Source organism: Burkholderia sp. MR1-5-21, assembly GCF_053427715.1.
This window is the reverse complement of record NZ_JBSAXD010000032.1, coordinates 58,849-82,888: the sequence shown is the minus strand read 5'-3', so window position 1 is coordinate 82,888 and position 24,040 is coordinate 58,849. Positions and strand designations below refer to the sequence as shown.

At 68.3% G+C, this 24,040-nt stretch carries 21 protein-coding genes; 11 read left to right on the top strand and 10 right to left on the bottom strand.

The window, feature by feature from the left end; translation table 11 throughout:
* Window positions 1-18: 18 nt before the first annotated feature.
* The 5 genes from osmF to ACV229_RS32540 all read left to right on the top strand — a co-directional run bounded on the left by osmF (window position 19) and on the right by ACV229_RS32540 (window position 4,768).
* On the top strand, window positions 19-942 hold the full coding sequence (gene osmF, locus ACV229_RS32560; RefSeq protein WP_448087196.1) for a glycine betaine ABC transporter substrate-binding protein OsmF: 924 nt from the start codon (window positions 19-21) through the stop codon (window positions 940-942).
* The gene (locus tag ACV229_RS32555; protein ID WP_448087195.1) at window positions 939-2,117 is read left to right on the top strand and encodes an ABC transporter permease; all 1,179 of its coding nucleotides are present in this window, start codon (window positions 939-941) and stop codon (window positions 2,115-2,117) included. Before osmF ends, ACV229_RS32555 begins: the two co-directional genes overlap by 4 nt.
* Window positions 2,114-3,151, top strand: coding sequence for an ABC transporter ATP-binding protein (locus ACV229_RS32550; protein ID WP_448087194.1), 1,038 nt, complete (start codon window positions 2,114-2,116; stop codon window positions 3,149-3,151). Before ACV229_RS32555 ends, ACV229_RS32550 begins: the two co-directional genes overlap by 4 nt.
* On the top strand, window positions 3,148-3,960 hold the full coding sequence (locus ACV229_RS32545) for an ABC transporter permease (RefSeq protein WP_448087193.1): 813 nt from the start codon (window positions 3,148-3,150) through the stop codon (window positions 3,958-3,960). Before ACV229_RS32550 ends, ACV229_RS32545 begins: the two co-directional genes overlap by 4 nt.
* Before the next feature lie 133 nt (window positions 3,961-4,093).
* Complete coding sequence (locus ACV229_RS32540) at window positions 4,094-4,768, top strand: transglycosylase SLT domain-containing protein (RefSeq protein ID WP_448087192.1); 675 nt, start codon at window positions 4,094-4,096, stop codon at window positions 4,766-4,768.
* Window positions 4,769-4,953: 185 nt separating this feature from the next.
* On the opposite strand, the gene ACV229_RS32535 is transcribed toward ACV229_RS32540, so the two are convergent.
* Window positions 4,954-6,105, bottom strand: a complete 1,152-nt coding sequence (locus ACV229_RS32535; RefSeq protein ID WP_448087191.1) for a branched-chain amino acid ABC transporter substrate-binding protein — start codon at window positions 6,103-6,105, stop codon at window positions 4,954-4,956.
* Between the two features lie 116 nt (window positions 6,106-6,221).
* Window positions 6,222-7,451 (bottom strand): NAD(P)/FAD-dependent oxidoreductase, encoded by a 1,230-nt coding sequence (locus ACV229_RS32530; protein ID WP_448087190.1) that lies wholly within the window; start codon window positions 7,449-7,451, stop codon window positions 6,222-6,224.
* A gap of 230 nt (window positions 7,452-7,681) precedes the next feature.
* On the opposite strand from ACV229_RS32530, the gene ACV229_RS32525 reads away from it, so the two are divergent.
* Window positions 7,682-9,094 (top strand): aminotransferase-like domain-containing protein, encoded by a 1,413-nt coding sequence (locus ACV229_RS32525; protein WP_448087189.1) that lies wholly within the window; start codon window positions 7,682-7,684, stop codon window positions 9,092-9,094.
* Window positions 9,095-9,154: 60 nt separating this feature from the next.
* On the opposite strand, the gene ACV229_RS32520 is transcribed toward ACV229_RS32525, so the two are convergent.
* Window positions 9,155-9,748, bottom strand: a complete 594-nt coding sequence (locus tag ACV229_RS32520) for a TetR/AcrR family transcriptional regulator (RefSeq protein ID WP_448087188.1) — start codon at window positions 9,746-9,748, stop codon at window positions 9,155-9,157.
* Window positions 9,749-9,865: 117 nt separating this feature from the next.
* Here ACV229_RS32520 and ACV229_RS32515 point away from each other — a divergent pair, with 117 nt between their 5' ends.
* Both ACV229_RS32515 and ACV229_RS32510 read left to right on the top strand, forming a co-directional pair.
* Window positions 9,866-10,927 (top strand): saccharopine dehydrogenase family protein, encoded by a 1,062-nt coding sequence (locus ACV229_RS32515; RefSeq protein ID WP_448087187.1) that lies wholly within the window; start codon window positions 9,866-9,868, stop codon window positions 10,925-10,927.
* Entirely contained in the window at window positions 10,914-11,675 is a 762-nt protein-coding gene (locus ACV229_RS32510) for an isocitrate lyase/PEP mutase family protein (RefSeq protein WP_448087186.1), read from the top strand. Before ACV229_RS32515 ends, ACV229_RS32510 begins: the two co-directional genes overlap by 14 nt.
* Window positions 11,676-11,829: 154 nt before the next feature.
* Here the strand turns inward: ACV229_RS32510 and ACV229_RS32505 are convergent, their stop codons facing one another.
* From ACV229_RS32505 to ACV229_RS32475, 7 genes are all read right to left on the bottom strand, one after another.
* Window positions 11,830-12,681 carry an extensin gene (locus tag ACV229_RS32505; RefSeq protein ID WP_448087185.1) on the bottom strand — a complete coding sequence of 284 codons (852 nt, stop codon included), beginning with the start codon at window positions 12,679-12,681 and terminating at the stop codon, window positions 11,830-11,832.
* A gap of 163 nt (window positions 12,682-12,844) precedes the next feature.
* Complete coding sequence (locus tag ACV229_RS32500; RefSeq protein ID WP_448087184.1) at window positions 12,845-13,285, bottom strand: dihydroneopterin aldolase; 441 nt, start codon at window positions 13,283-13,285, stop codon at window positions 12,845-12,847.
* Window positions 13,282-13,914 (bottom strand): sarcosine oxidase subunit gamma, encoded by a 633-nt coding sequence (locus ACV229_RS32495; protein ID WP_448087183.1) that lies wholly within the window; start codon window positions 13,912-13,914, stop codon window positions 13,282-13,284. The genes ACV229_RS32500 and ACV229_RS32495 overlap by 4 nt, the downstream gene beginning before the upstream one ends.
* Entirely contained in the window at window positions 13,904-16,915 is a 3,012-nt protein-coding gene (locus tag ACV229_RS32490) for a sarcosine oxidase subunit alpha family protein (protein WP_448087182.1), read from the bottom strand. Before ACV229_RS32490 ends, ACV229_RS32495 begins: the two co-directional genes overlap by 11 nt.
* A complete protein-coding gene (locus ACV229_RS32485) occupies window positions 16,912-17,223 on the bottom strand; it encodes a sarcosine oxidase subunit delta (RefSeq protein ID WP_448087181.1) in 312 nt (103 codons plus the stop codon). The genes ACV229_RS32490 and ACV229_RS32485 overlap by 4 nt, the downstream gene beginning before the upstream one ends.
* A 25-nt stretch (window positions 17,224-17,248) precedes the next feature.
* Entirely contained in the window at window positions 17,249-18,493 is a 1,245-nt protein-coding gene (locus tag ACV229_RS32480) for a sarcosine oxidase subunit beta family protein (RefSeq protein WP_448087180.1), read from the bottom strand.
* 28 nt (window positions 18,494-18,521) lie between these two features.
* The gene (locus tag ACV229_RS32475; RefSeq protein ID WP_448087179.1) at window positions 18,522-19,907 is read right to left on the bottom strand and encodes an L-serine ammonia-lyase; all 1,386 of its coding nucleotides are present in this window, start codon (window positions 19,905-19,907) and stop codon (window positions 18,522-18,524) included.
* Between the two features lie 341 nt (window positions 19,908-20,248).
* Here ACV229_RS32475 and ACV229_RS32470 point away from each other — a divergent pair, with 341 nt between their 5' ends.
* From ACV229_RS32470 to ACV229_RS32460, 3 genes are all read left to right on the top strand, one after another.
* A complete protein-coding gene (locus ACV229_RS32470; RefSeq protein WP_448087178.1) occupies window positions 20,249-21,301 on the top strand; it encodes a GlxA family transcriptional regulator in 1,053 nt (350 codons plus the stop codon).
* A 573-nt stretch (window positions 21,302-21,874) separates the two neighbouring features.
* Window positions 21,875-22,690 carry a creatininase family protein gene (locus tag ACV229_RS32465; protein ID WP_448087177.1) on the top strand — a complete coding sequence of 272 codons (816 nt, stop codon included), beginning with the start codon at window positions 21,875-21,877 and terminating at the stop codon, window positions 22,688-22,690.
* A 73-nt stretch (window positions 22,691-22,763) separates the two neighbouring features.
* Window positions 22,764-23,942, top strand: coding sequence for a YVTN family beta-propeller repeat protein (locus ACV229_RS32460; RefSeq protein ID WP_448087209.1), 1,179 nt, complete (start codon window positions 22,764-22,766; stop codon window positions 23,940-23,942).
* Window positions 23,943-24,040: the final 98 nt, after the last annotated feature.

The window sequence follows — 24,040 nt, the reverse complement described above, 5'->3', positions numbered from 1 at the left end:
GTTCCTGGAGGTTGTCCGATGAAGCTCGCCCTGCCCGCCCGGATCCTGGGTCTTGCGTTCGCCGCCGCCATCGCGGCGCCCGGCGCGCACGCCGCCGACGCCGTCGTGGTGTCGTCGAAGATCGACACCGAGGGCAACCTGCTCGGCAACCTCATCGCGCAGGTGCTGAAGGCCCACGGCATTCCCGTCACCGAAAAGATCGCGCTCGGCGCGACGCCGATCGTCCGCAAGGCGCTCGTCAGCGGCGAGATCGACATCTATCCCGAGTACACGGGCAACGCCGCGTTCTTCTTCAACAAGGCTGACGATCCGGTCTGGAAGAACGCCGCGCAGGCCTACGACACCGCGAAGAAGCTCGACTACGCGGCGAACCACCTCGTGTGGCTCACGCCGTCGCCCGCGAACAATACGTGGGGCGTCGCGGTGCTCGCGCCGCTCGCGCAGTCGCAGCACCTGAAGACGTTCTCCGATTTCGGCAAGTGGGTCGCGGGCGGCGGCAAGGTGAAGCTCGCGGCGTCGGCCGAATTCGTCAACAGTGCGTCGGCGCTGCCGTCGTTCGAGAAGGCGTACGGCTTCAAGCTGAAGCCCGACCAGCTCGTCGTGCTGTCCGGCGGCGACACGGCGGCGACGATCAAGGCCGCCGCGAACCAGACCGACGGCGTGAACGCGGCGATGGTCTACGGCACCGACGGCGGGATCGCCGCAAGCGGCCTCGCGGTGCTCGACGACGACAAGCACGTGCAGCCCGTCTATGCGCCGACGCCCGTGATTCGCGAAGCGGCGCTGAAGGCGCATCCGCAGATCGCCGACTACCTGAAGCCGGTGTTCGCGAGCCTCGACCTGAAGACGCTGCAGACGCTCAACGCGCGCATCCAGATCAACGGCGAGCCCGCCGCGGGCGTCGCCACGCAATACCTGAAAGCGAAGGGCTTCGTGAAATGACGGCACGCGCGGCGGGTTCCGCGCGACGCATGGCGCCCGACAAGGTCGGCGTGCTCATCGGTCTGCTGACGATCGGCGCGGTGCTGTTCGCGCCGTTCGTCGTGCTGCGCCCGAACCGGATCGCGGCAGGCACCGGGCTGTCGCTGCTGCACGCGCTGCCGGGCGTGCAGGCGAGCGCGCTCGCCGCGCTGTGGCTCGCCGCCGCGCTATGGACGATGACGGCGCGCCGGCCCGCATCGCGGCTCGCCGCCGGCTGTGCGCTGCTCGCGACGCTCGGCTATGCGGCCGGCGCGGCCGCCACGCACCTGGTCGCCCCCGACGACGCGCTCGCGCGCGTATCGCCCGCCGCAGCCGTGTGGCTGCTGCTGTTCGCGTGGGCCGTGCTGGTCGCCGATGCGCTCGCGCGCCTCGCGTTCGGCCCGTGGCGGCGGCTCGCCGCGCTGGCGCTCGCGGTGGCGGCGGTCGCCGTGCCGCTCGCAACCGGCTGGTGGGACGGGCTGTCCGTGATGCGCGAATACGCGGTGCGCAGCGACGATTTCTGGCGCGAGGCAGGCCGGCACGTCGCGCTCGCGGGCGGCTCGGTCGCGGCGGCGCTCGTCGCGGGCGTGCCGCTCGGCATCGCGTGCGCGCGCGTCGCCGCGTTGCGCGCGGCCGTGTTGCCGGTTCTCAACGTCGTCCAGACGATTCCGAGCATCGCGATGTACGGGCTGATGATGGCGCCGCTCGGGATGCTCGCCGCGCACGTGCCGCTCGCGGCGGCGCTCGGCGTGCGCGGGATCGGCGTCGCGCCGGCCGTGCTCGCGCTGTTCCTGTATTCGCTGCTGCCGATCGCGTCGAGCGTCGTCGTCGGCCTGCAGCAGGTGCCGCCTCAGGTGACGGAGGCCGCGCGCGCGATGGGGATGACGTCCGCGCAGCGCCTGCTGCGGGTCGACCTCGTGCTCGCGCTGCCGGTGATCCTGAGCGGCGTGCGCATCGTGCTCGTGCAGAACATCGGCCTGACCGCGGTCGCCGCGCTGATCGGCGGCGGCGGGTTCGGCACGTTCATCTTCCAGGGGATCGGCCAATCGGCCGCCGACCTCGTGCTGCTCGGCGCGATCCCGACGATCGCGCTCGCGCTGATGGCCGCGGCCGTATTCGAAGCCGCGACCGCGCTCGCGAAAGGACGCACCGCATGATCGAGATCGAACGCGTCGGCAAGCGGTTCGGCGACGTCGTCGCCGTCGACGACGTGTCGCTGACGATGCAGCGCGGCACGATCACCGCGCTCGTCGGCGCATCGGGCAGCGGCAAGTCGACGCTGCTGCGGATGATCAACCGGCTGATCGCGCCGAGCGCGGGCACAGTCCGCATCGACGGCGTCGATACCGCGAGCGTGCCGCCCGAGCAATTGCGCCGCGGGATCGGCTACGTGATCCAGGGCCACGGGCTGTTTCCGCACTGGGACGTCGCGCGCAATATCGCGACGGTGCCGCGCCTGCTCGGCTGGCCGGCCGCGCGCATCGATGCGCGCGTGCGCGAATTGCTCGACCTCTTCAACCTCGCGCCGGACGAATTCGCGGACAAGCTGCCGCACGAACTGTCGGGCGGCCAGCAGCAGCGCGTGGGCGTCGCGCGCGCGCTCGCGGCCGAACCGGCGATGCTGCTGATGGACGAGCCGTTCGGCGCGCTCGATCCGATCATCCGCGGCAAGGCGCAGGACGACCTGCTCGCGCTGCAGCGCCGCCTCGGGATCACGGTCGTGCTCGTCACGCACGACATCGAGGAAGCGCTGAAGCTCGGCGACACGATCGCGGTGATGGATGGCGGCCGGTTGCTGCAGGTCGCGCCGCCCGCCGAGATCCTCGGCCAGCCGGCGGCGGGCGTCGTCGAGCAGCTCGTCGCGGGCGTCGACCGGCCGCTGCGCCTGCTCGCGCTGACGCCGGTCGGCGAAGTCGCCGAGCCCGGTACCGCGGACGGGCCGCCGGTCGCCGCCACGCGCACGCTGCGCGATGCGATCTCGGAAATGCTGTGGCGCGGGGTCGATGCGCTGCCGGTCGATGATGGCGACGGCGGGAATACGTCGCCACGCGCCGCAGCAGGCAGCGCCGGTCCGCAGGACGGCGGCGTCGCCGGCCAAACCACAGGCCAGAACACGAGCCAAACCACTGACCGAATCGCGCGCCGCATCACGCTCGACGCGATTCGTGCGCATGCGAGGCGGCCCGGATGACGGCGCGCGAAACGGCAACCGTCGCGTCGACGCTGCCTTCGGTCGCGCCAAGGAAGCTGCTGTCCGCGGCCGCGCGCGTGGCCGCGCTCGCGCTGCTGCTCGTGCTGCTGCTCCGTCCGGTCTGGCTGCAGAGCTGGTTCGCGCCGTTCGCGGACAACGGCGCGCCCGTCATCTACGATCGCGCGAGCCTGCTCGACCTCACGCTCGCGCATCTCGGCACGGTCGCCGTGTCGAGCCTGATCGGCACGCTCGTCGCGGTCGCGGCCGGCATCGGCGTCACGCGGCGCGCGGGCGCGGATTTCCTGCCGGTCGCGCGCAGCATCGTCAATATCGGCCAGACGTTTCCGGCGGTCGCCGTGCTCGCGCTCGCAGTGCCCGCGGTCGGCTTCGGCGTCGAGCCGGTGCTGATCGCGCTGGTTTTGTACGGACTGCTGCCGATTTTCGAGAGCACGATCGCGGGGATCGAGGACGTGCCGCGCGACGTCGTCGACGCCGCGCGCGGGATGGGGATGAGCGGCTGGCAGCAGCTGATGTCGGTCGAGCTGCCGCTCGCGCTGCCGGTGATCGTCAACGGGATCCGGCTCGCGGTCGTGATCAATCTCGGCACCGCGACGATCGGCTCGACGGTCGCCGCGCGCGGGCTCGGCGACGTGATCATCGCCGGCCTGCAGACCGCGAATACCGCGTTCGTGCTGCAGGGCGGGATCATCGTCGGGCTGCTCGCGGTGCTGGTCAGCGATGCGATCGGCATCGCCGCACAGGCCGCGAGCCGCGGCAGACGCGCGGCGTCGAACACGACGACGAAGTGAGCGGGCTGCCTGTTTTCAGGCTTACATGCCGCTGTCGGCACAACCGTCAAATATCTTTCGACAGCAGGATTCATTCGACCGCCGGTGCGCGACGGCCGATATACTATGCGTCCTCCCATCCCCAACCCGGACCATGCGACGACGGTTTCCCTGGCTGATCCTGCTATTGCTCTGCACCGCGAATGAAGCGTCGGCGCAACAGATGCCTGCACAACAGGTATCCGCAGCATCCGCGGCAGTCGCGATCGACGCGTCCGCCGCATCGGCCGCCTCCGCACCGGACGCACTCAATCAGCCGAACGAAGAGAACCGCCGCATCACCGCGTACCTGTCGAAGAAGTTCGGCATCGCGAAAGAGAAGGCCACGCAGCTCGCGAACATCGTCAACGTGACGGCGACGAAATACTCGCTGCCGCCGGCACTCGTCTACGCGATCATCTCGATCGAATCGCGCTTCAAGGAAAAGGCGCGCGGCACGCACGGCGCGACCGGGCTGATGCAGGTCGTGCCCAGTGCGCACCGCGGGCTGCTGAAGAACGTGAAGGACCTGACGGAGCCGAACGCGAACGTCAACGCGGGCTCCGCGATCCTGTCCGGCTACGTGAAGGCCGCGGGCGGCGACGTGGGCGCCGCGCTGAAGAGCTACGGCGGCTCGCACGCGTACGCGGCAAAGGTGATGGAGCGCGTCGAATCGTTCCGGTTCGTGCTCGAGCCGCGCGACGACGCGAATGCCGGGATGATGCCGGTCAGCGTGCCGGCGGCCGCGGCATCCGCTGTTCAAACCTCGTCCACGCGCGACGCCCACTGACGCGCCTCTGCCGCGTCAGGCATCGGTGCATCACTCGTGAGGCGCCGCGGCGCAAGACGCGGATCGGGCCTCCCGCCGACGCGCCTCTGCCGCGTCAGGCGTCGCTGCATCACTCGCCATGCGTCGCGGCGCAACACGCGGATCGGGCGCCCGCGCGCTTCATGCAAACGACAGGCGCCCGCCCGTCAGTTCGACGCGCCGCCGACCGTGCGGATGCTGCGCCACTGCCCCTGCTCGACCCGGAACAGCGTGTACGGCGGCTTGATCAGGTCGCCGCGCTCGTCGAACGAGATCTTCCCGGTCACGCCGGTGACCGACACCGCCGGCATGCTCTGCACGATCTTGCCGCGATCGGTCGAATCGGCCTTGCGGATCGCCGCGATCATCGCGAGCGCCGCGTCGTACGCAAACGGCGCATACAGTTCGACGTCCTGGTTGAAGCGCGCCTTGTAGCGCTGCGCGAACGCCAGCGCCGACGGCAGCTTGTCGAGCGCCGGCCCCGGTTCGAGATCCTGCGTGCCTTCACCCGCACCGCCGGCGATCTTCAGGAATGCGTTGCTTTTCAGCGCGCCCGCACCGAACAGCTGCGCGCGGATGCCGAGCGAGCGCATCTGCTTGACGAGCATCGCACCCTGCTCGTCGAGCCCGCCGAAGAACAGCAGGTCGACGTTGTTGCTCTTCAGCGTCGTCAGGATGCCGCGGAAATCGACGGCCTTGTCGTTCGTGTATTCGCGATCGACGACGGTGCCGTGCGCCTCCTTCACGCCTTTCTCGAACGCATCCGCGAGCCCCTGGCCGAACGCGGTGCGGTCGTCGATGATGCCGATCCGCTTCGCCTTCAGCTGCTCGACCGCGAAGCGGCCCGCGACGACGCCGCCGATCCCGTCGTGCCCCATCGTGCGGAACACGTTCTTGAAGCCCTGCATCGTCAGCTGCGGGTTCGTCGACCCGGGCGTGATCATCGCGACGTTCGCCTGCCGATACACGGCGGACGCCGGAATGCTGCAGCCCGAGTTGTAATGCCCGATCACGCCGACCACGCCGTCGTCGACGAGCTTCTGCGCGACCTGGATCGCGATGCGCGGATCGGCCTGGTCATCCTGCACGTCCAGCACGTACTGCACCGGCTTGCCGCCGAGCGTCGGGTGCTTCGCGTTTTCCTCGTCGAGCGCGAGCTGCGCGCCGTATTGCAGATCCTTGCCGACGCGTGCGACCGGCCCCGTCAGCGGGCCGGCGAAGCCGATCTTGACGGTCTGGACGTCCGCACCCTGCGCGGACGTGACGGCCGTGCCGATCGAGCAGACCGCCAGCCATATCAGCCAGTTACGACGATTCATGATGCCTCCTAGCAGTGGTGAAAGTCGCGGCTCGTGTTTCTCGTTTCGGTCCGCTTCGATTCGCGACGCATCGAAGCCGTATCCGGTGGCGGGCGCGCCGCGCCCGGCGGGACGCGTCAGAAGCGCGCGGCCCGGTAAGGCGTCAGGTCGAGCGGCGGCGCGCGTTGTGCGACGAGGTCCGCGACGATCCTTCCGCTGATGCCGGCCAGCGTCACGCCGAGGTGCTGATGGCCGAATGCGTAAATCACGCGTTCGCTGCGCCGCGAACGGCCCAGCACGGGCACGCCGTCCGGCAGCGTCGGACGAAAGCCGAGCCAGCTCCGGGTCGGCGCGCCAAGCGCCGGCAGCGCCTCGCGCGCCGAGCGCGTGAGCAGCTCGACGAGTGCGCGGCTCTCGCCGGCGTCGAAGCCGCCCAGTTCGACCGTGCCGGCCGCGCGCAGCCCTTCGTCGAGCGGTGTCATGTAGAAACCGCGCTCCGCCCAGCCGACCGGCCGCGTGACGACGTGCTCGCGCTGCGCGAACTGCACGTGGTAGCCGCGCTCGGTGTCGAGCGGCACGCGATCGCCGCACGCCGCCGCGAATTCCCGCGACCGCGCGCCCGCCGCCACCACGACGTGATCGAACGCCCGCGCCGCGCCGCCGGCCACCACCTTCACGCCGTCGCCCGTCGGCTCGATCCGCTCGACGCGCGCGCGTTCGAGCGCCGCGCCGCCGGCCGCCAGATGCGCGAACAGCGCGTCGAGAAATCCGTGCGGGTCGGAAAAATGCCAGCTCCCGTCGAACAGCACACCGTGCGCGAAGATCGGTGCGAGCGCCGGTTCGAGGCGGCGGATCGCGGCCGCGTCGAGCATCTCGAATGCGACGCCGAGCCGGCGCCGCAGCGCGAGCGACGGCTGCGCGGCGTCGAACGACGCCTGCCGTGCGTACAGGTACAGGCATTCGCGCGGCCGCACGAACGCCGCGAGCCGCGACGTGCCGAACAACGGCGCATAGCCGTCCGCGGCACGCGACAGCAGCGCGGCGAGCGCACTCGCGCTGCGCACGTGGCGCGCGGGCGTCGACGCGATCAGGAACCGGACCAGCCACGGCGCGCCTTGCAGCAGGTACGGCCAGCGGATCCGCAGCGGACTGTCGTGTGCGAACAGGAAATGCGGCATGTCGCGGAACACGGACGGGCCGTTCACGGGCACGCACCCGTACGGCGCGAACGTCGCGGCATTCCCGAACGATGCGCCGTTCCCGACGCCCGCCGGATCGAACAGCGTCACGCGGTGCCCGTCGCGCTGCAGCCAGCTCGCCGCGCCGAGCCCGATGAAACCCGCACCCACGATGGCGACGTTCGCCATGACGCATCCCCTCCGGCGCACCGCATTCACACAAAGATGGAATCAAGAATCACACAAGAATTTTTTGTGTGCAATCAAAAAGCGATTGTGTGGCGTCGGTGTATACCCGTGCCTACCCGCCTGATTTTGCAGACTTTTTGTGGACATTTGACGTGACAGGCAGGTCAGATACAATCTCATGGCAGGCTAAAACGACAGACAAACGCTTTTTGTGTGGTCACAGGCGACAGATGGCATCAGACAAACTTTCCGACGTGCGCGACACCGGCGCGCCGGCGCAGGCAAAGCGCCCGACCTACGTCGAGGTATCGAGCTCGATCGAAGAGGAAATCCGCAACGGCACGTATCCGCCGGGCAGCCGCCTGCCGCCGCAGCGCCAGCTCGCGACGGAGCTCGGCATCAACGTGTCGACCGTGTCCCGTGCGTACAAGGAGCTCCAGCTGCGCGGCCTCGTGATCGGCAGCAAGCGCCGCGGATCGCTCGTCACCGGCGGCGCGATGCCGAACATCGAGCCGGCCCGCGCGTCGCTGGCGGCGGGCAACGGCGTCATCGACCTGACCGTCAACCGGCCGGCCACCGGCGAATTCCTCGCGAGCCTCGCGCAGACGCTCGCGACGCTGCCGAACGACCCGCGCTTCGCATCGCTGCAGGAATACCAGCCGCCGCAAGGGCCGGACTGGGCGCGCGCGGCCGGCGCGCAATGGCTGGCCGCGCCCGGCTTCGCGCCGTCGCGCGACCAGATCGTCGTGACGAGCGGCGCGCAGCATGGCTTGTATGCGGTGTTGAACAGCCTGATCGGCACGGATGGCGTGATCGTCGCGGACCGGCTCACGTATTACGGGCTGAAGGCGCTTGCGCCGGTGTTCCAGTTCGAAATCGTCAGCGCGCCGGCCGACGACGACGGCCTCCTGCCCGACGAAATCGAGCGGATCTGCCAGCGGATGCCCGTCAAGGCGATCTTCGTCGTGCCGAACCTGCAGAACCCCACTGTGACGACGATGAGCCTCGCGCGCCGCATGGCGCTCGTCGACGTCGCGCGGCGCCATCAGGTGACGATCATCGAGGACGATGTGTACGGGCCGCTCGTGCGCGACCGGCTGCCGACGATCGCGGGGCTGTGTCCGGAGCTGACGTTCCATATCGGCGCGACGTCGAAGATACTCGCGCCGGGCCTGCGCCTCGGTTATCTGTGCTGCCCGAAGGACAGCGTCGCGCTGTGCGCGGAGGCGGTGCGGACGACCGCGTGGATGCCCGCGCCGATGTCGATGCTGATCGCGACCGTGTGGATCGAGAACGGCACGGCCGAGCGGATCATGAACGCGCAGCTGGCGGAAATCCGCGCGCGCGTGGTCCTCGCGCGCGAGCTGCTGCCGGCCGGACATCTGAAATCCGATCCGGCCTGCATGTTCGTCTGGCTGCGGCTGCCGCCGCCGTGGCGCGCCGACGACTTCGCGGCGAATGCGAAGGCGCGCGGCGTGATCGTGATGCCGTCGTCGACGTTCGCGGTCGACCGCGCGGAGCTCGAGCACGGCGTGCGGATCAACCTCGCGTGCGCGGCGACGCGCGACGAGCTCGTGAACGGGATGCGAATTCTGGCAGGGACGTTGAAGGATCGACCGCGGGCGCTGTTCGGGTCGATCTGATCGCGCCTGTTGATCAGCAGGGGCCCTTGCCGGGCGAATGGATGCGAGCGGACGCGCCGCTCACTTCCTGGCGCGTTTCGGCATCAGCAGCCGTGCGAATTCCTGCAGGAACCGCACGGGCCCTTCCGCGTGCAGCGCGCGTCCGCTGCTCAGCGCGCCGTCGATGACCGTCCCCAGTCGCAACGCAAAAACTTCCGGCTCGTCGATGCGCATGAGCCGCGCCAGTTCCGCAAGCCGACGCCGCAATTCCTGCTTGTGCGCGACAGCAACCTTGCGGGCCGGATGATTGTCGTCCGAATATTCGGCGGCGATGTTGATCTGCGGGCAGCCGCGATAGCCCGGGCGCGCAATGCGCTCGCCGATCCATTGCAGTTGCGCATCCAGTTCCTCGCGTGGCGCGCCCTTGTGCGTGGCCGCCACCGCATCCCAATGCTGCCAGAAGTCCTCGTCCTCACGGTGCAGGAACGCTTCGATCAGATCGTCCTTCGTCGCGAAGTGACGATACAGGCTCGTCTTGGCGACACCTGCCTGCGCGACGATCAGATCCACGCCGACCGCACGCGTGCCCTCCCGATAGAAAAGCTCGCTGGCCGTCCGCAGAATGCGCTCGCGGGTATCCGGCGCGGGTTCCGGCGTTCGTGCTCGTTGCTTCATTCCAGCTCAACCTAGAGGGCGCCTCGTATCGCGACAGTGCGCCGATGATAGCACTTCGGGGTTGACGACGATACAGGTCTGTACTATAAAACAGACCGTTCTGTATCGGAGTCGACCATGAACGATCGAAAGACGATTGCGGTTTACGGCGCCACAGGCCACACGGGACGTTTCGTCGTCGCGGAGTTGAAGCGACGCGGGCTCGGTGTCATTCGCATCGGGCGCGATCCGGCCCGCCTGACGGAAAGCGGTGCCGACGACGCGATACCGTCGCGCGTCGCCGCCATAGACGACCCGGATGCACTCGACGCAGCCCTTCGCGGCGCGGCTGCCGTGATCAACTGCGCAGGGCCCTTTCTCGATACAGCGTTGCCGGTCGTCGACGCGGCGCTGCGTGCCGGCATTCCATATCTCGACGTCACGGCGGAACAGCCCGCATTCCAGATGCTGATCGAACAGCGCGATGCGCGTGCGCGCGCCGCCGGCGTGAGCATCGTTCCGGCAGCGGCGTTCTATGGCGGACTGGCCGATCTGCTCGTCACGGCAGCCGTGGACCACCAGGACAAGCCGATCGAGCGCGTCGATATCGCGATCGGCCTCGACAGCTGGCATCCGACGCGCGGCACGCGCGTGACCGGTGAACGCAATCACGCGATACGACTGGTCCAGGAGAACGGGAAACTCGTACCGCTTCCGCAACCGGCGCGTGAAGGCGTGTGGTCTTTCCCGCAGCCGCTCGGCAGCATGGACGTGACGATGCTGCCGTTTACGGAAGTGCTGGCCGTGTCACACCATTTGAGCATTGATACGATCGCATCCTGGCTCGCGCTCGTGGCGCTGCGCGACGTTCGCGCCGCCGATACGCCGCCGCCCCGGCCCGAAGACGAGCACGGGCGATCGGCCCAGCAATTCGCGGTGGATGTCGTGGTCGTGCAGAACGGCACCGCGCATCGCGTCACGGCGACGGGACGCGATATCTACGCGGTCAGCGCACCGATCATCGTGGAGGCGGCCGAGCGGTTGCTGACCGGCAAGGCCGCGCGATCCGGCGGCGTCCGGAGTCTTGGAGAGATTTTCGATGCGAGGGATTTCCTCGCCGCGCTCGATACAGTGACGGTGTCCTTCGGCGCGGCATTCAACCCGGTGTTCATCAGGAGAACCGAGCATGAGCAGCAGTGACAAGGCGGCAACGTTTCGATCGCTTCACCGCGCAGGCAATCCGTTGGTGCTATTCAACGTCTGGGACGTCGGAAGCGCGCAAGCCGTGGCCGGTGCGGGCGCCGTTGCGCTGGCGACCGGAAGCTGGTCGGTCGCGAAGGCCAACGGCTTTTCCGATGGCGAGCAGATCCCGCGTGCGCTCGTGATGGAGGTAGTCACCAGGATCGCGCGCGCGACGGACCTTCCGGTCACAGTGGATCTGGAAAGCGGTTACGGAGAACGGCTCGAGGACGTCGCCGAAACGATCGCGCTGAGCATCGAAGCGGGAGCGGTCGGTTGCAACCTCGAGGACAGCTTTCCCGCAACGGGCGAGTTGCGCGCCGTCGGGGACGCGGCCGCCCGCATCGCCGCGGCACGAACGGCCGCCGATCGCGCGGGCGCAGGCTATTTCATCAACGCGCGCACCGATGTGTTTTTCACGACCCCGCCGGAACAGCATGACAGCCGCCTCGTCGACGAGGTGCTGGCACGAGGACGTGCTTATGCGGAAGCGGGCGCCGACGGTCTCTTCGTGCCGGGCCTTCAATCACCTGAGCTGATCCGCGCACTGACGGCCGCATCGCCGCTGCCGATCAATGTGATGCGCGTCGCGGAAACGCCCGCGATCTCGGAACTCGCTGAAAGCGGCGTGGCCCGGATCAGCCACGGGCCGTATCCGTACCTGCTCGCGATGAAAGCACTCGCGGCGGCGGCTCAAGGCGTCAACTAGCAACCTGCGATTTCCGGCTGCGGGATCCGACCGGCAGTGAGCGCCTGCGAGGGCTGAGTTCCGACCCTCGCAGTGCCCGGCCACCCGGAACATCCACGCCGATACCCAGGCGCACGTGCGGTACATCGCCGGGGTCCGCCGGTGTCCGCCGTCGTTACTTCGCAGCGGCCGAATTGTCCTTTGGCGACGAAGAAGGGCCGAGACTGCTCGACTCCCTGACGAGCTGCGCGGTCATCGCGGCACCGACCGCGTTGGCGCCTGCAGACGAGCTGTGTCCATCCGTGCTCGAGCGAACCGGCAGGCCCGTCGGTGGCGGCAACGAAGGATCGAGCCTGGACGACTCCCTGACCAGTGCTGCCGTCTCGGCCGTCTCGGCCGTCGTCCCGGCACGATTCGTCGTTGCGTGACGTTCCAGGGTGTCACGGCCGCGCGACGCGCGTTGCGCGTGATTCGCCGTCGACGCGGCCGGGCTCTGCGCATCGACCGACGCGACGGCGGCGGACGGCGGCGCGCTCGGCTGAGCCGGCAGTTGCGGTGACACGCTGATGCTTGGCTGTACTGACGGCTTCGGCTGCGCACTGGCGCTTGGCTGTGCCGCCGGCTGCGCTTGTGCGCTGACGCTCGGCGGTACCGCCGGCTGCGGTGGTGCGCTGGCGCTCGGAGTAGCCGGACCTTGCGCAGGCTCCACCACCACGGTCACCGGCGCGGCAGGCTTCTGCTGCGCTACATCGGCGGGCTTCGTGGTTGCTGCGGGAAGCGCAGGCTGATCGATGCTTCCTTGCGAAACATGATCGGGGCTCGATCGCAAATCGGCGTCCGGCCCTCGTGCTGAATCGGACATGCCGGTCGCGGACATGCCGGTCGCGGACATGCCGGTTTCGGACATGCCGGCCGTCGCTTCTGCAATGGCACGGTGGTCCGCTCTGAGGAGCATCAGGTACGAAGCGCTTGTCGCAACGACCAGAAGCCCCCCGGCAATCATCAATGTCTTACGGGGATTCCTCATACTTCGCTCACAGACCGTTCAATCGACGTGAGCGAACCATGATAAACGACCTCCCGCGCGTCGGATCCGATGAATACATTTGGTTGCATTCACGCCGACGACGCGCTTCGATGTGGCCCCAACCCACATCGGATGAAACGTGCCGCTCTCATCCGTTCCGCGGTCAGAACCGCGCCGTTTCCCCCGTCCACCGCACGTAATCCCCGCGCGTCCAGTCGAGCCCGACCCCGACGCGTTTCGTGCCCGGCCGGATCTTCGGCTTGTGCACCGACAGCGTCAGCGTCTCCAGCGCCGGCCACTCGCGAAACGACATCACCGCGATATCGGCGACGAGCGTCTCGAGCAGCCGCGTATGCGGCTTGTGCGCGAGATACGCTGCGACACGCGTGCAATACCCGTCGTAATCGATCCACTCGCCGGCCTCGCTCGGCTCGCAGCGATAGCCGAGCTGCGCATCGATCACGATCGGCTGTGGCGCCTCGTGCTCGTGCGCGTGGATGCCGATCCGTGCGGGCACCTTCAGTTCGTCGACGAACACGCTCCAGCCGCGCCCTCGCAGGCGCGGCGCGTCGATCGACACGAACGGTTCGTCGACGGGCTTCATGACGCGAGCGGCGCGGCCGCGTCGAGCATGATGCGCACGAAATAGTCGGCGAAGCTGCGGCGCACGACGATCTCGAACGTGTCGTCGCCGGTCGGCACCAGCGTGACGGACGCCTTGAAGAAATGCGACTGCGCACATTGGCCCGGCTTGAACAGCCGCGGATGCAGGTCGAGCGGGCAGCCGCGCGCGAGCACGTCGCGCACGTGTTCGCCACTAACTTCGACGACGGTGTAGCCGCTGCCGACATCGACCGCCGCCGCATACGAACCCTGCACGGCCTCGGCCAGCTTCGCTTCGAGCGCGCCTGCCTGCACGGGCCCGTTCGAGCGCACGAGCCATTCGTCGGGGCCGAGCCACAGCACGTCGTACTCGGCGCTGCGCGCGACCGTGTTCGGCGCGGCGGGCGGCCGGCAGCCGACCACGCGCTCGAACGCGTCGACGAACGCGGGGTCGCTCAACTCGCCGCGCACGTTGACGAGATCGAGAAACGGTCTTTCACGGAACGTGAACTTCTTCGATGCGCGCGCCTGGTGCGTCTTCAGCAGGTCGGCCGCGCCGACGAACGGCGACTCGAGCGCGACGCCGCCCGCGCCCGCCACCTGCGTCTGGTTTCTGGTTTCATTCCACATGCTGGCGCACCCCTTCGGTATCGTAGAAAACCGGGCTCGAGATCTTCGCGGTGATGCGCTTGCCGTTGGCCAGCGGAATCACGACGCTCTCGCCCATCTTGTTCAGGCCGCCCTTCACCACCGCGAGCGCGATCGAGCGCTTCAGGATCGGGCTGTAGTAGCTCGACGTCACGTGGCCGATCATCGGCGTCGGCTCGGTCGCCGACACGTGCGTGTCCTTCGCGACGATCTGCGCGCCTTCCGGCAGCACGAACTGCTCGTCGTCGGTCAACAGGCCCACGAACTGCTTGCGGCCCTCCTTCGCGGTATCGGAACGCGTGAGCGAGCGCTTGCCGAGGAAGTCCTTCGACTTCGCGACGAGCCCGCCCATCCCGAGGTCGTACGGCGTGATCGAACCGTCGGTGTCCTGACCGACGATGATGTAGCCCTTCTCCGCGCGCAGCACGTGCATCGTCTCGGTGCCGTACGGCGTGATGTCGAACTCGGCGCCCGCCGCCATCAGCGCTTCCCACACCGCGCGGCCCGCGTTCGCCGGCACGTTCACTTCGTAGGCCAGCTCGCCCGAGAAGCTGATCCGCATCACGCGCGCCTTCGCGCCCGCGACCGTGCCGTTCCGGTAGCTCATGAACGGGAACGCTTCGTTGCCGAAGTCGATGTCCTGGCAGACCTTCTGCACGACCTTGCGGCTCTTCGGGCCGACGACCGCGAACGTCGCCCAGTGGTCGGTCACCGACGACAGCCGCACCTTCATGTCCGGCCATTCCGTCTGCAGCCAGCGCTCGAGCCACGTGAGCACGCGCGCCGCGCCGCCCGTCGTGGTCGTCATCATGAAGTGCTGGTCGGCAAGGCGCACCGTCACGCCGTCGTCGAACACCATGCCGTTCTCGTCGAGCATCAGCCCGTAGCGGCACTTGCCGATCTCGAGCTTGTTCCACGGGTTCGTGTACATCCAGTTCAGCAGCTTCACCGCGTCCGGACCCTGGATGTCGATCTTGCCGAGCGTCGACGCGTCGAGAATGCCGACGCTGTTGCGCACCGCGAGGCATTCGCGCTTCACGGCCGCGTGCAGGTCCTCGCCGTTCTTCGGGAAGTACCACGGCCGCTTCCAGTTGCCGACGTCCTCGAACATCGCGCCGTGCTCGACGTGCCATTCGTGCACGCAGGTCTTGCGGATCGGGTCGAGGAAGTCGCCCGTCTCGCGGCCCGCGAACGTGCCGAACGACACCGGCGTGTAGTTCGGGCGGAACGTCGTCGTGCCCGTCTCCGGAATCGACTTGCCGAGCGCCTGCGCGAGGATCGCCATCCCGTTGATGTTGCCGAGCTTGCCCTGGTCGGTGCCGAAGCCCATCGCCGTGTAGCGCTTCACGTGCTCGACCGACTCGAAGCCTTCGCGCGCGGCGAGCAGGATGTCCGCGGCCGCCACGTCGTTCTGGAAATCGACGAACTGCTTCGGCCCGCGCGCGGCGGCCTCGCGGCTGCCGACGAGCCACAGCGGCTGCAGCGCACCTTCGACGGGTTCCGCGACCTGCGGCGCAACCGGGCGCTGCGCGGCCGTGAAGCCCGCCGCCTTCGCGGCCTCAGCGCCCGCATCGAGCGACAGCCGCAGCGCGCGCGCAAGGCCGAATTCACCGGCCGCCGCGCCGACGCTCGCCTCGGCTTGCACGGCCTTGCCGGGCAGGAAGCAGGCCTTGTCGTCGCTCCAGCACGCCTTGCCGCCCGACTGCGCGAACAGGTGCAGCACCGGGCTGAAACCGCCCGACATCGCGACGAGATCGCACGGCAGCGTCTTCAGCTTGCCGCCCGTCTGGCCGTTCGTGTACGACGCGACGTCGACCGACGCGACGCGCAGCTTGCCCGACGCGGCCGTCACGACCGCGCCGCTCATCACCGTCACGCCCTGGCGCTTCGCCGCCGCCGGCAGCGCGCCGTTCGACGATGCGCGCGAATCGACGACCGTCACCTTCGCGCCGCACGCCTTCAGGTCGAGCGCCGCCTGGTAGCCGCGATCGTTGTTCGTGAACACGACCGCGTCGCGGCCCGGCAGCACGCCGAAACGATGGATGTACGCGGACACGGCCCCCGCGAGCATCACGCCCGGCAGGTCGTTGTTGCCGAACACGATCGGCCGCTCGTGCGCGCCGGTCGCGAGGATCACGCGCTTCGCGCGGACCTTCCACAGCAGTTCGCGCGTGCCCTTGCGCATCGATACCGGCAGGTGATCGGTCAGGCGCTGCGTGACCGTCACGAGGTTGTGGTCCTGGTAGCCGAACGCGTTGCTGCGCGACAGGATCGTCACGTCGGGCAGCTTGCGCAGCTCGGCCTCGATCTTCTCGACCCACTGCAGCGCGGGCTTGCCGTCGATTTCCGCGCGGCAAGACAGCAGGCTGCCGCCGAGTTCGCGCTGGTCGTCGACGAGGATCACGCGCGCGCCGGCCGTCGCCGCCGCGTGCGCGGCCGCGAGACCCGACGGGCCGCCGCCGACGACGAGCACGTCGCAGTGCGCGTAGCACTTGTCGTAGCGATCGGCGTCGAGCGTGTCGGGCGCCTTGCCGAGGCCCGCCGCTTCACGGATCTTCTCTTCGTACTTCGGCCACATGTTGCGCGGCCACATGAAGGTCTTGTAGTAGAACCCGGCCGGCATGAAGCGCGAGAACTTCTGGTTGATCGCGTACTTGTCGTTCTCGAGCGACGGTTCCGCGTTCACGCTCGTCGCGACGAGGCCCTGGTACAGCTCGATCTCGGTCGCGCGCGCATTCGGCACGGTGTACGGGCCGGACTCGAGCTGCACGACGGCGTTCGGTTCCGCGACGTCCGCCGTCACGATCCCGCGCGGACGGTGGTACTTGAAGCTGCGCGCGACGAAGTGCACGCCGTTCGCGAGCAGCGCGGACGCGAGCGTGTCGCCCTGGAAACCCTGGTACGTGCGGCCGTTGAACGTGAACGTCAGCGGAATCGCGCGATTGATGCGGCCACCGGTGCCGAGACGGTCTTTCTGGCTCATTTGCTGGTGCCCTCTTGCTTGGCGTTGGCGACGGGCTGGCCGTTGGCGGCCCCGCCGAATTTTTCGTAACCCTTGATGTCGTACGTCACCGTGTCGCGCGTGACCTTGAACCAGCGACGGCAGCCCTGCGTGTGCAGCCATTGCTCCTTGTGCAGGCCGCGCTTGTTCTCGCGCATGAACACGTACTCGCCCCATTCGCGGTCGGTCATGTTCTCGCTATTGACCGGGCGCACGATGTCGGCTTCCCCGCCGCACGTGAACTCGGATTCGGCGCGCGGCCCGCACCACGGACATTCGATCAGCAACATAAGGTTCTCCTCGTGGTGGTCAGGTTCAGTGCGCGACGGCGGCGGCGCCGTGCTCGTCGATCAGGTGGCCCGTGTAGAAGCGGTCGAGCGCGAACGGCGCATTCAGCGGATGCGGCTGGTCCTGCGCGATCGTGTGCGCGAACACCCAGCCCGAGCCCGGCGTCGCCTTGAAGCCGCCCGTGCCCCACCCGCAGTTGAAATACAGGCCTTTCACGTCGGTCTTGCTGATGATCGGGCACGCGTCCGGCGACACGTCGACGATGCCGCCCCACTGGCGGTTCATCCGCACGCGCGAGAACACCGGGAACATCTCGACGATCGCCTGCAGCGTGCCTTCGATGATGTGGAAGCTGCCGCGCTGGCCGAAGCCCGTGTACTGGTCGATGCCCGCGCCGATCACGAGGTCGCCCTTGTCGGACTGGCTGATGTATGCGTGCACCGCGTTCGACATGATCACCGAGTTGACGACCGGCTTGATCGGCTCGGACACGAGCGCCTGCAGCGGGTGGCTTTCGATCGGCAGGCGAATGCCGGCCATGTCGGCGATCGTCGTCGTGTTGCCGGCCGCGACCACCGCGACCTTCTTCGCCTTGATGAAGCCCTTCACCGTGTCGACGCCGACCACCGCGCCGCCTTCGCGGCGGATGCCCGTCACCTGGCAGTTCTGGATGATGTCGACGCCCGCGCGGTCCGCGCCGCGTGCGAAGCCCCACGCAACGGCATCGTGCCGGGCCACGCCTGCACGGCGCTGGATCGACGCGCCGAGCACCGGATAGCGGCTGTTCAGGTTGATCGTCGGCTCGATTTCCTTGACCTGCGCGGGCGTCAGGAACTCGGCGTCGACGCCGTTCAGCCGGTTCGCATTGACGCGGCGCTCGGTGTCACGCACGTCCTGCAGCGTGTGCGCGAGGTTCATCACGCCGCGCTGGCTGAACATCACGTTGTAGTTCAGGTCCTGCGACAACCCTTCCCACAGCTTCATCGCCTTCTCGTACAGCGCGGCCGATTCGTCCCACAGGTAGTTCGAGCGCACGATCGTCGTGTTGCGCGCGGTGTTGCCGCCGCCGATCCAGCCCTTCTCGAGCACCGCGACGTTGGTGATGCCGTGCTCCTTCGCGAGGTAGTACGCGGTGGCGAGGCCATGCCCGCCGCCGCCGACGATCACCACGTCGTATTCCTTCTTCGGTTCCGGGCTTCTCCACTGCCGCTCCCAGTTCTCGTGACACGACAACCCGTTGCGGAACAGACTGAATATGGAATAGCGGCTCATCTTGCAGACCCCTTCTTGCTCACTGGCATTAGCATTCGATGACGTTCACGGCCAGACCGCCGCGCGACGTTTCCTTGTATTTCGTCTTCATGTCGGCGCCCGTCTCGCGCATCGTCTTGATGACCGAGTCGAGCGACACGTAGTGCTGGCCGTTGCCCTTCAGCGCCATCCGCGATGCGTTCAGCGCCTTGATCGCACCCATCGCGTTGCGCTCGATGCACGGGATCTGCACGAGGCCGCCGACCGGATCGCAGGTCATGCCGAGGTTGTGCTCCATGCCGATCTCGGCGGCATTCTCGACCTGGTCGGGCGTGCCGCCCATCACCGCGGCGAGCGCGGCCGCGGCCATCGAGCACGCGACGCCGACCTCGCCCTGGCAGCCGACTTCCGCGCCGGAGATCGACGCGGTTTCCTTGTAGATGATCCCGATCGCAGCTGCCGTCAGCAGGAAATCGACGATGCCGTTCTCGTTCGAGCCCGGCACGAACTTCACGTAGTAGTGCAGCACCGCGGGGATCACGCCGGCCGCGCCGTTGGTCGGCGCGGTGACGACGCGGCCGCCCGCCGCGTTCTCCTCGTTGACGGCCATCGCGTACAGGTTGACCCAGTCGAGCATCGACAGCGGGTCGCGCAGCGATTCCTCCGAACGCGCGCGCAGGCGGGTGTTCAGCTCGGCCGCGCGGCGCTTCACGCGCATCGGGCCCGGCAGGTCGCCCTCGACCTTGCAGCCGCGCTCGACGCAGGCGGCCATCGTGTGCCAGATCGCGAGCAGGCCCGCGCGTACCTCTTCGGCCGGGCGCAGCGCGCATTCGTTGCGCATCGTCAGCTCGGCGATCGACAGCCCGTGTTCGCGGCACTGGCGCATCAGGTCGTCGCCGGTGCGGAACGGATACGGCACCTCGGCCGCCGCGCGCACGCCGTTCACGCGGTCGCCGTCGCGGTTCACGACGAAGCCGCCGCCGACCGAGTAATACTCTTTCTCGACGAGCAGCTGGCCGTGCTCGTCGAACGCCTGGAAGCGCATCCCGTTCGGATGCACGATGCTCGTGCCGCTCATCAGCTTGCGATAGAAGCCGATGTGCTCTTTCTCCTCGAAGCGGACCGCCTGCTTGCCGAGCAGCGACAGCGACTTGGCCGAGCGGATCGCGGCGAGGCGCGGCTCGATCAGGTCCGGATCGATCGAATCGGGCAGGTGCCCTTCGAGGCCGAGCAGCACCGCCTTGTCGGTGCCGTGGCCCTTGCCGGTCGCGCCGAGCGAGCCGTACAGCTCGACCCGCACGCGCTGCACGAAGCCGAGCAGGTTCGCATCCTCGACGTGCGACGCGAAGCGGCACGCGGCGATCATCGGGCCGACCGTATGCGAGCTGGACGGGCCGATGCCGATCTTGAACAGGTCGAAGACGCTGACGTTCATCTGGCTTCCTCTGGTTGGACACACGTGAAGTGACGTTGGACGCCAGTACACCAAAGCGTAAAATCCACCGATAGAACAAAAACGGCATCGACGTGGGATAGCGCCGCCAAGCGATGCGCGGCGCGCCCCGAAAATGCGCTTTGGCGATGGTTCGCGGCGGAAAAACGCAAGTCCGGGCCCGGCCGATCGGCGACGCTGGCTGCATCGGCGCCATGCGGGCGCCGGCCGCGGATCGAGCCTGTGCGGGCCTTGGGCCATCCCCGCAGCATCCGTTCGGCGGCCCTGTACCGCCCCCGTAATCAGAGTGAGACCGCCCGCACGGCGTGACGAGATTGACCGCAATGACACCCGACGTACCCGTTTCCCCTGTTGCCGAGCCGGCACCCAAACGCATCCGCTTCGGCATCGTGCTGCTGCCGAACTTCACGCTGACCGCGTTCTCCGGGTTCGTCGACATGCTGCGGCTGTCCGCCGACGACGGCGACTACAGCAAGCCGGTGCGCTGCGCGTGGAGCGTGATCGGGGAAACCCTCGCGCCGGTGCGCGCGAGCTGCGGAATCCAGATCACGCCGTGGGAGACCTTCGCCGATGCGGAGCCGTTCGACTACGTGGTGGTGGTTGGCGGGCTGCTGCACTCGGGGCCGCAGGCGGGGCCGGAAACGCTCGACTTCATCCGCCGCGCGGCCGCCGACGGCGCGACGATCGTCGGCATCTGCACCGGCGTGTTCACGCTGATGCGCGCGGGCGTGCTCGCTGCGCACCGCACCTGCGTGAGCTGGTTCCATTACTGGGATTTCATCGAGCGCTTCCCGGCGGCCGACCCGGACCTGCTGATCGCCGACCGGCTGTTCGTGATCGACCGGCGGCGGATCACCTGCTCGGGCGGCCGCGCGTCGATCGACGTCGCCGCGGCGATCCTGCTGCGCCATTTCGATCATGCGACCGTGCAGAAGGCGCTGCGGATCCTGCTCGTCGGCGAGATGCAGAAAGGCAACGCGCCGCAGCCGCATCCGCCGGGCCTCGAGCCCGCGACGCACCCGAAGGTCAAGCGCGCGATTCTCCTGATGGAACAGCACGTCGGGCGCGCGCTGCCGCTCGAGGAGCTGGCGTGCAAGCTCGACCTGTCCGCGCGGCAGCTCGAGCGGCTGTTCAAGGCGGAAACCGGCAAGAGCCCGCAGGCGTTTGCGAAGCAGGTGCGGCTGCGCACCGCCGCGTGGCTGCTGACGAGCTCGGACCGGACGGTCGCCGATATCGCGTCGAGCTGCGGGTTCGCGGACGCGTCGCACCTCGGACGGGAGTTCCGCAAGCAGTTCGGCGTGCCGCCGGCGGCTTACCGGGAGCGTGGCGGGGACGCGGCGGCGGCGCCGGATGTTGTCGAGGAAGAAGTCGAGTGATGCACCGGGGCGGCTGCAATGCGTGCTCTTGCGTGCATTCGGGGGTTCCCGCCCGCTTCCCGCGTCGATTCCCGCCGCGCCTCTCCGCCGGCGGATGGAGCGGCGCGCCGCCTTCCCCGCCGCCCTGCCGACCGGCTGTCGTTCCGGCCGGAACCACGTTTGCCGGATTGCACACCCGGGCCGTCAATCCGATCGATCCCCCAATCTTTCCACAAGCGCGTCGCCCAGTTGGCTGACCGGCAGGCCTCGCCCATCGTCACCCATTTCCCGCCCGCTGGACGTTGCCGAATGCCTCGCGCGACAGCGCGGATCCGGGCTGTCGCGTGGTGGCTGGCTGCCGGGCTGCCGGGCTGACTGCGCGGCTGAGCGGCTGAGCGGCTGAGCGGCTGAGCGGCCGACTGGCCGACTGGCCGACTAGCCGACTAGCCGACTAGCCGACTGGCGGATCTTGTCGCGAGGTGCGACGGTACGCCCCAGGGTAGAGCCCCCTTTCCGGGTCAACTGCGAGTAGCGTGGAGTCGTTGATGGGAAGAATGACCGCAACGACCTCCCCCTACTCTTCGGGAACCCGCGATGAAACGCTTGCCACGAACCGCTGTCGCCGCCGCTGTCGTATTCGCCCTTGCTGGAGCCGCCGTGGCGCAGGTACCCAAAACGGTACAGCTGGAAGACATGACCTGGACCGAGCTGCGCGACAGCATTCACGCGGGCAAGACCACCATCCTCATCCCGATCGGCGGGACCGAGCAAAGCGGACCGTATGTCGCGCTCGGCAAGCACAACACGCGCGTCAAGGCGCTGTCCGAACGCATCGCGCAAGGTCTCGGCAACGCGATCGTCGCCCCCGTCATCGCTTATGTGCCGGAGGGCGGCTACGCGCCGCCGACTTCGCACATGCGCTTCCCGGGTACGATCACCGTGCCCGACGACGTATTCGAGAAGACGCTGGAGTCGGCGGCCAACAGCTTCCGGGTCCACGGTTTCACGAACATCGTCTTTCTCGGCGATCACGGCGGCTACCAGAACGACATCCGGCGGGCGGTCGCCCAGCTCAACAAGTCGTGGGCCGGTTCCGGCGCGCGCGCGTTCGTGCCGCCCGAGTATTACGGGACCAGCTCCGACGGCTATGCGCAGATCCTGCGCCAGCACGGCGTGCCGGACGCCGATATCGGCACGCATGCGGGGCTCGCCGACACGGCGCTGCTGCTGGCGGTCGCGCCGCAGATGGTGAGGACCGACCAGATGCGCGGCGCGGCGAAACCCGGCGCCGCCGACGGCGTGTACGGCGGCGATCCGCGCCACGCGAGCGTCGAGCTCGGCCGGCTGGGCACCGATGCGATCGTGTCGCGCACGATCGACGCCATCAGGAAGGACACCGCCGGCCACTGACGCATCCGGCGACACATCGCACCATTTGTCCCGCCGTCTTGACCAACCGAACACGGACCCTGTCATGCAACCCATGCAACCCCGTTCCCGCCGTCGCCGCCGCTTCTCCCGTCTCGCCGTCCTCATGGCCGCCGCGCTCGCCGGTTTCGGTGCCGGCAGCGTACTCGCCGCGCCCGCCGTCGCGACCGTGCCCGGCATGCCGCCCGTGTCGAACCCGGACAACCTGTACGCCGACGCGCAATCCGGCCACATGAGCGCCGCGGTCGCGGGCGCGCTGTCGCGCGTGTACGTGCCGAACCTGCGTTCGAACGACGTCTATGTGATCGATCCGGCCACCTACAAGGTCGTCGACAGATTCCCCGTCGGTCGCAGCCCGCAGCACGTCGTGCCGTCGTGGGACCTGCAGACGCTGTGGGTTGCGAACAATGCCGAAGGCCGCACCGACGGCAGCCTGACGCCGATCGATCCGAAATCGGGCAAGCCCGGCAAGGAAGTGCTGGTGGACGACCCGTACAACATGTACTTCACGCCCGACGGCAAGGAAGCGATCGTGGTGGCCGAAGCGCATGCACGGCTCGACTTCCGCGACCCGCACACGATGGCGCTGAAGTCGAGCCTCGACGTCCCGCAATGCAAGGGCATCAACCACGCCGACTTCTCCATCGACGGCAAGTACGCGCTGTTCACGTGCGAGTTCGGCGGCAAGCTGGCCAAGATCGATCTCGTGAACCGCAACGTCGTCGGCTATCTCGAACTCGACAGGAAAGGCATGCCGCAGGACATCCGCGTGTCGCCGGACGGCAAGGTGTTCTATGTGGCCGACATGATGGCCGACGGCGTCTACCTCGTCGACGGCGACAGCTTCACGAAGATCGGCTTCATCAAGACGGGCGTCGGCACGCACGGCCTGTACCCGAGCCGCGACGGCACGAAGCTCTACGTGGCCAATCGCGGCTCCAACCTCGTCCACGGGCCGCGCCACGGCAAGGGCAGCGTGTCGGTCATCGATTTCGCGACACGCAAGGTGCTCACGACGTGGCCGATCCCGGGCGGCGGCAGCCCCGACATGGGCAACGTCAGCGTGGACGGCAACACGCTGTGGCTGTCCGGTCGCTTCGACGACGTCGTGTATGCGATCGACACGACAAGCGGATCGGTCAAGTCGATTCCCGTCGGCATGGAGCCGCACGGCCTGACGGTATGGCCGCAACCGGGGCGGTACTCGCTCGGCCATACCGGGAACATGCGTTGACTTGGAACCGGGTGGCTGACCCGTTCCGGCGGGCACGCTACCGCCCATCCGGGCGCTGATCGAGCAGGCTGCCGCCGCGTCGAAGCACCGAGCGCAGC

Excerpts from the sequence above, each read along its gene's own strand:
- ACV229_RS32535 (WP_448087191.1), bottom strand. The coding sequence starts at position 6,105 with ATGAATCGTCGTAACTGGCTGATATGGCTGGCGGTCTGCTCGATCGGC.
- ACV229_RS32525 (WP_448087189.1), top strand. The coding sequence starts at position 7,682 with ATGGCATCAGACAAACTTTCCGACGTGCGCGACACCGGCGCGCCGGCG.
- ACV229_RS32515 (WP_448087187.1), top strand. The coding sequence starts at position 9,866 with ATGAACGATCGAAAGACGATTGCGGTTTACGGCGCCACAGGCCACACG.
- ACV229_RS32490 (WP_448087182.1), bottom strand. The coding sequence starts at position 16,915 with ATGAGCCAGAAAGACCGTCTCGGCACCGGTGGCCGCATCAATCGCGCG.
- ACV229_RS32500 (WP_448087184.1), bottom strand. The coding sequence starts at position 13,285 with ATGAAGCCCGTCGACGAACCGTTCGTGTCGATCGACGCGCCGCGCCTG.
- ACV229_RS32530 (WP_448087190.1), bottom strand. The coding sequence starts at position 7,451 with ATGGCGAACGTCGCCATCGTGGGTGCGGGTTTCATCGGGCTCGGCGCG.
- ACV229_RS32470 (WP_448087178.1), top strand. The coding sequence starts at position 20,249 with ATGACACCCGACGTACCCGTTTCCCCTGTTGCCGAGCCGGCACCCAAA.
- ACV229_RS32540 (WP_448087192.1), top strand. The coding sequence starts at position 4,094 with ATGCGACGACGGTTTCCCTGGCTGATCCTGCTATTGCTCTGCACCGCG.
- ACV229_RS32555 (WP_448087195.1), top strand. The coding sequence starts at position 939 with ATGACGGCACGCGCGGCGGGTTCCGCGCGACGCATGGCGCCCGACAAG.
- ACV229_RS32475 (WP_448087179.1), bottom strand. The coding sequence starts at position 19,907 with ATGAACGTCAGCGTCTTCGACCTGTTCAAGATCGGCATCGGCCCGTCC.
- ACV229_RS32495 (WP_448087183.1), bottom strand. The coding sequence starts at position 13,914 with ATGTGGAATGAAACCAGAAACCAGACGCAGGTGGCGGGCGCGGGCGGC.
- ACV229_RS32550 (WP_448087194.1), top strand. The coding sequence starts at position 2,114 with ATGATCGAGATCGAACGCGTCGGCAAGCGGTTCGGCGACGTCGTCGCC.
- ACV229_RS32505 (WP_448087185.1), bottom strand. The coding sequence starts at position 12,681 with ATGAGGAATCCCCGTAAGACATTGATGATTGCCGGGGGGCTTCTGGTC.
- ACV229_RS32485 (WP_448087181.1), bottom strand. The coding sequence starts at position 17,223 with ATGTTGCTGATCGAATGTCCGTGGTGCGGGCCGCGCGCCGAATCCGAG.
- ACV229_RS32510 (WP_448087186.1), top strand. The coding sequence starts at position 10,914 with ATGAGCAGCAGTGACAAGGCGGCAACGTTTCGATCGCTTCACCGCGCA.
- ACV229_RS32520 (WP_448087188.1), bottom strand. The coding sequence starts at position 9,748 with ATGAAGCAACGAGCACGAACGCCGGAACCCGCGCCGGATACCCGCGAG.
- ACV229_RS32465 (WP_448087177.1), top strand. The coding sequence starts at position 21,875 with ATGAAACGCTTGCCACGAACCGCTGTCGCCGCCGCTGTCGTATTCGCC.
- osmF (WP_448087196.1), top strand. The coding sequence starts at position 19 with ATGAAGCTCGCCCTGCCCGCCCGGATCCTGGGTCTTGCGTTCGCCGCC.
- ACV229_RS32480 (WP_448087180.1), bottom strand. The coding sequence starts at position 18,493 with ATGAGCCGCTATTCCATATTCAGTCTGTTCCGCAACGGGTTGTCGTGT.
- ACV229_RS32545 (WP_448087193.1), top strand. The coding sequence starts at position 3,148 with ATGACGGCGCGCGAAACGGCAACCGTCGCGTCGACGCTGCCTTCGGTC.
- ACV229_RS32460 (WP_448087209.1), top strand. The coding sequence starts at position 22,764 with ATGCAACCCCGTTCCCGCCGTCGCCGCCGCTTCTCCCGTCTCGCCGTC.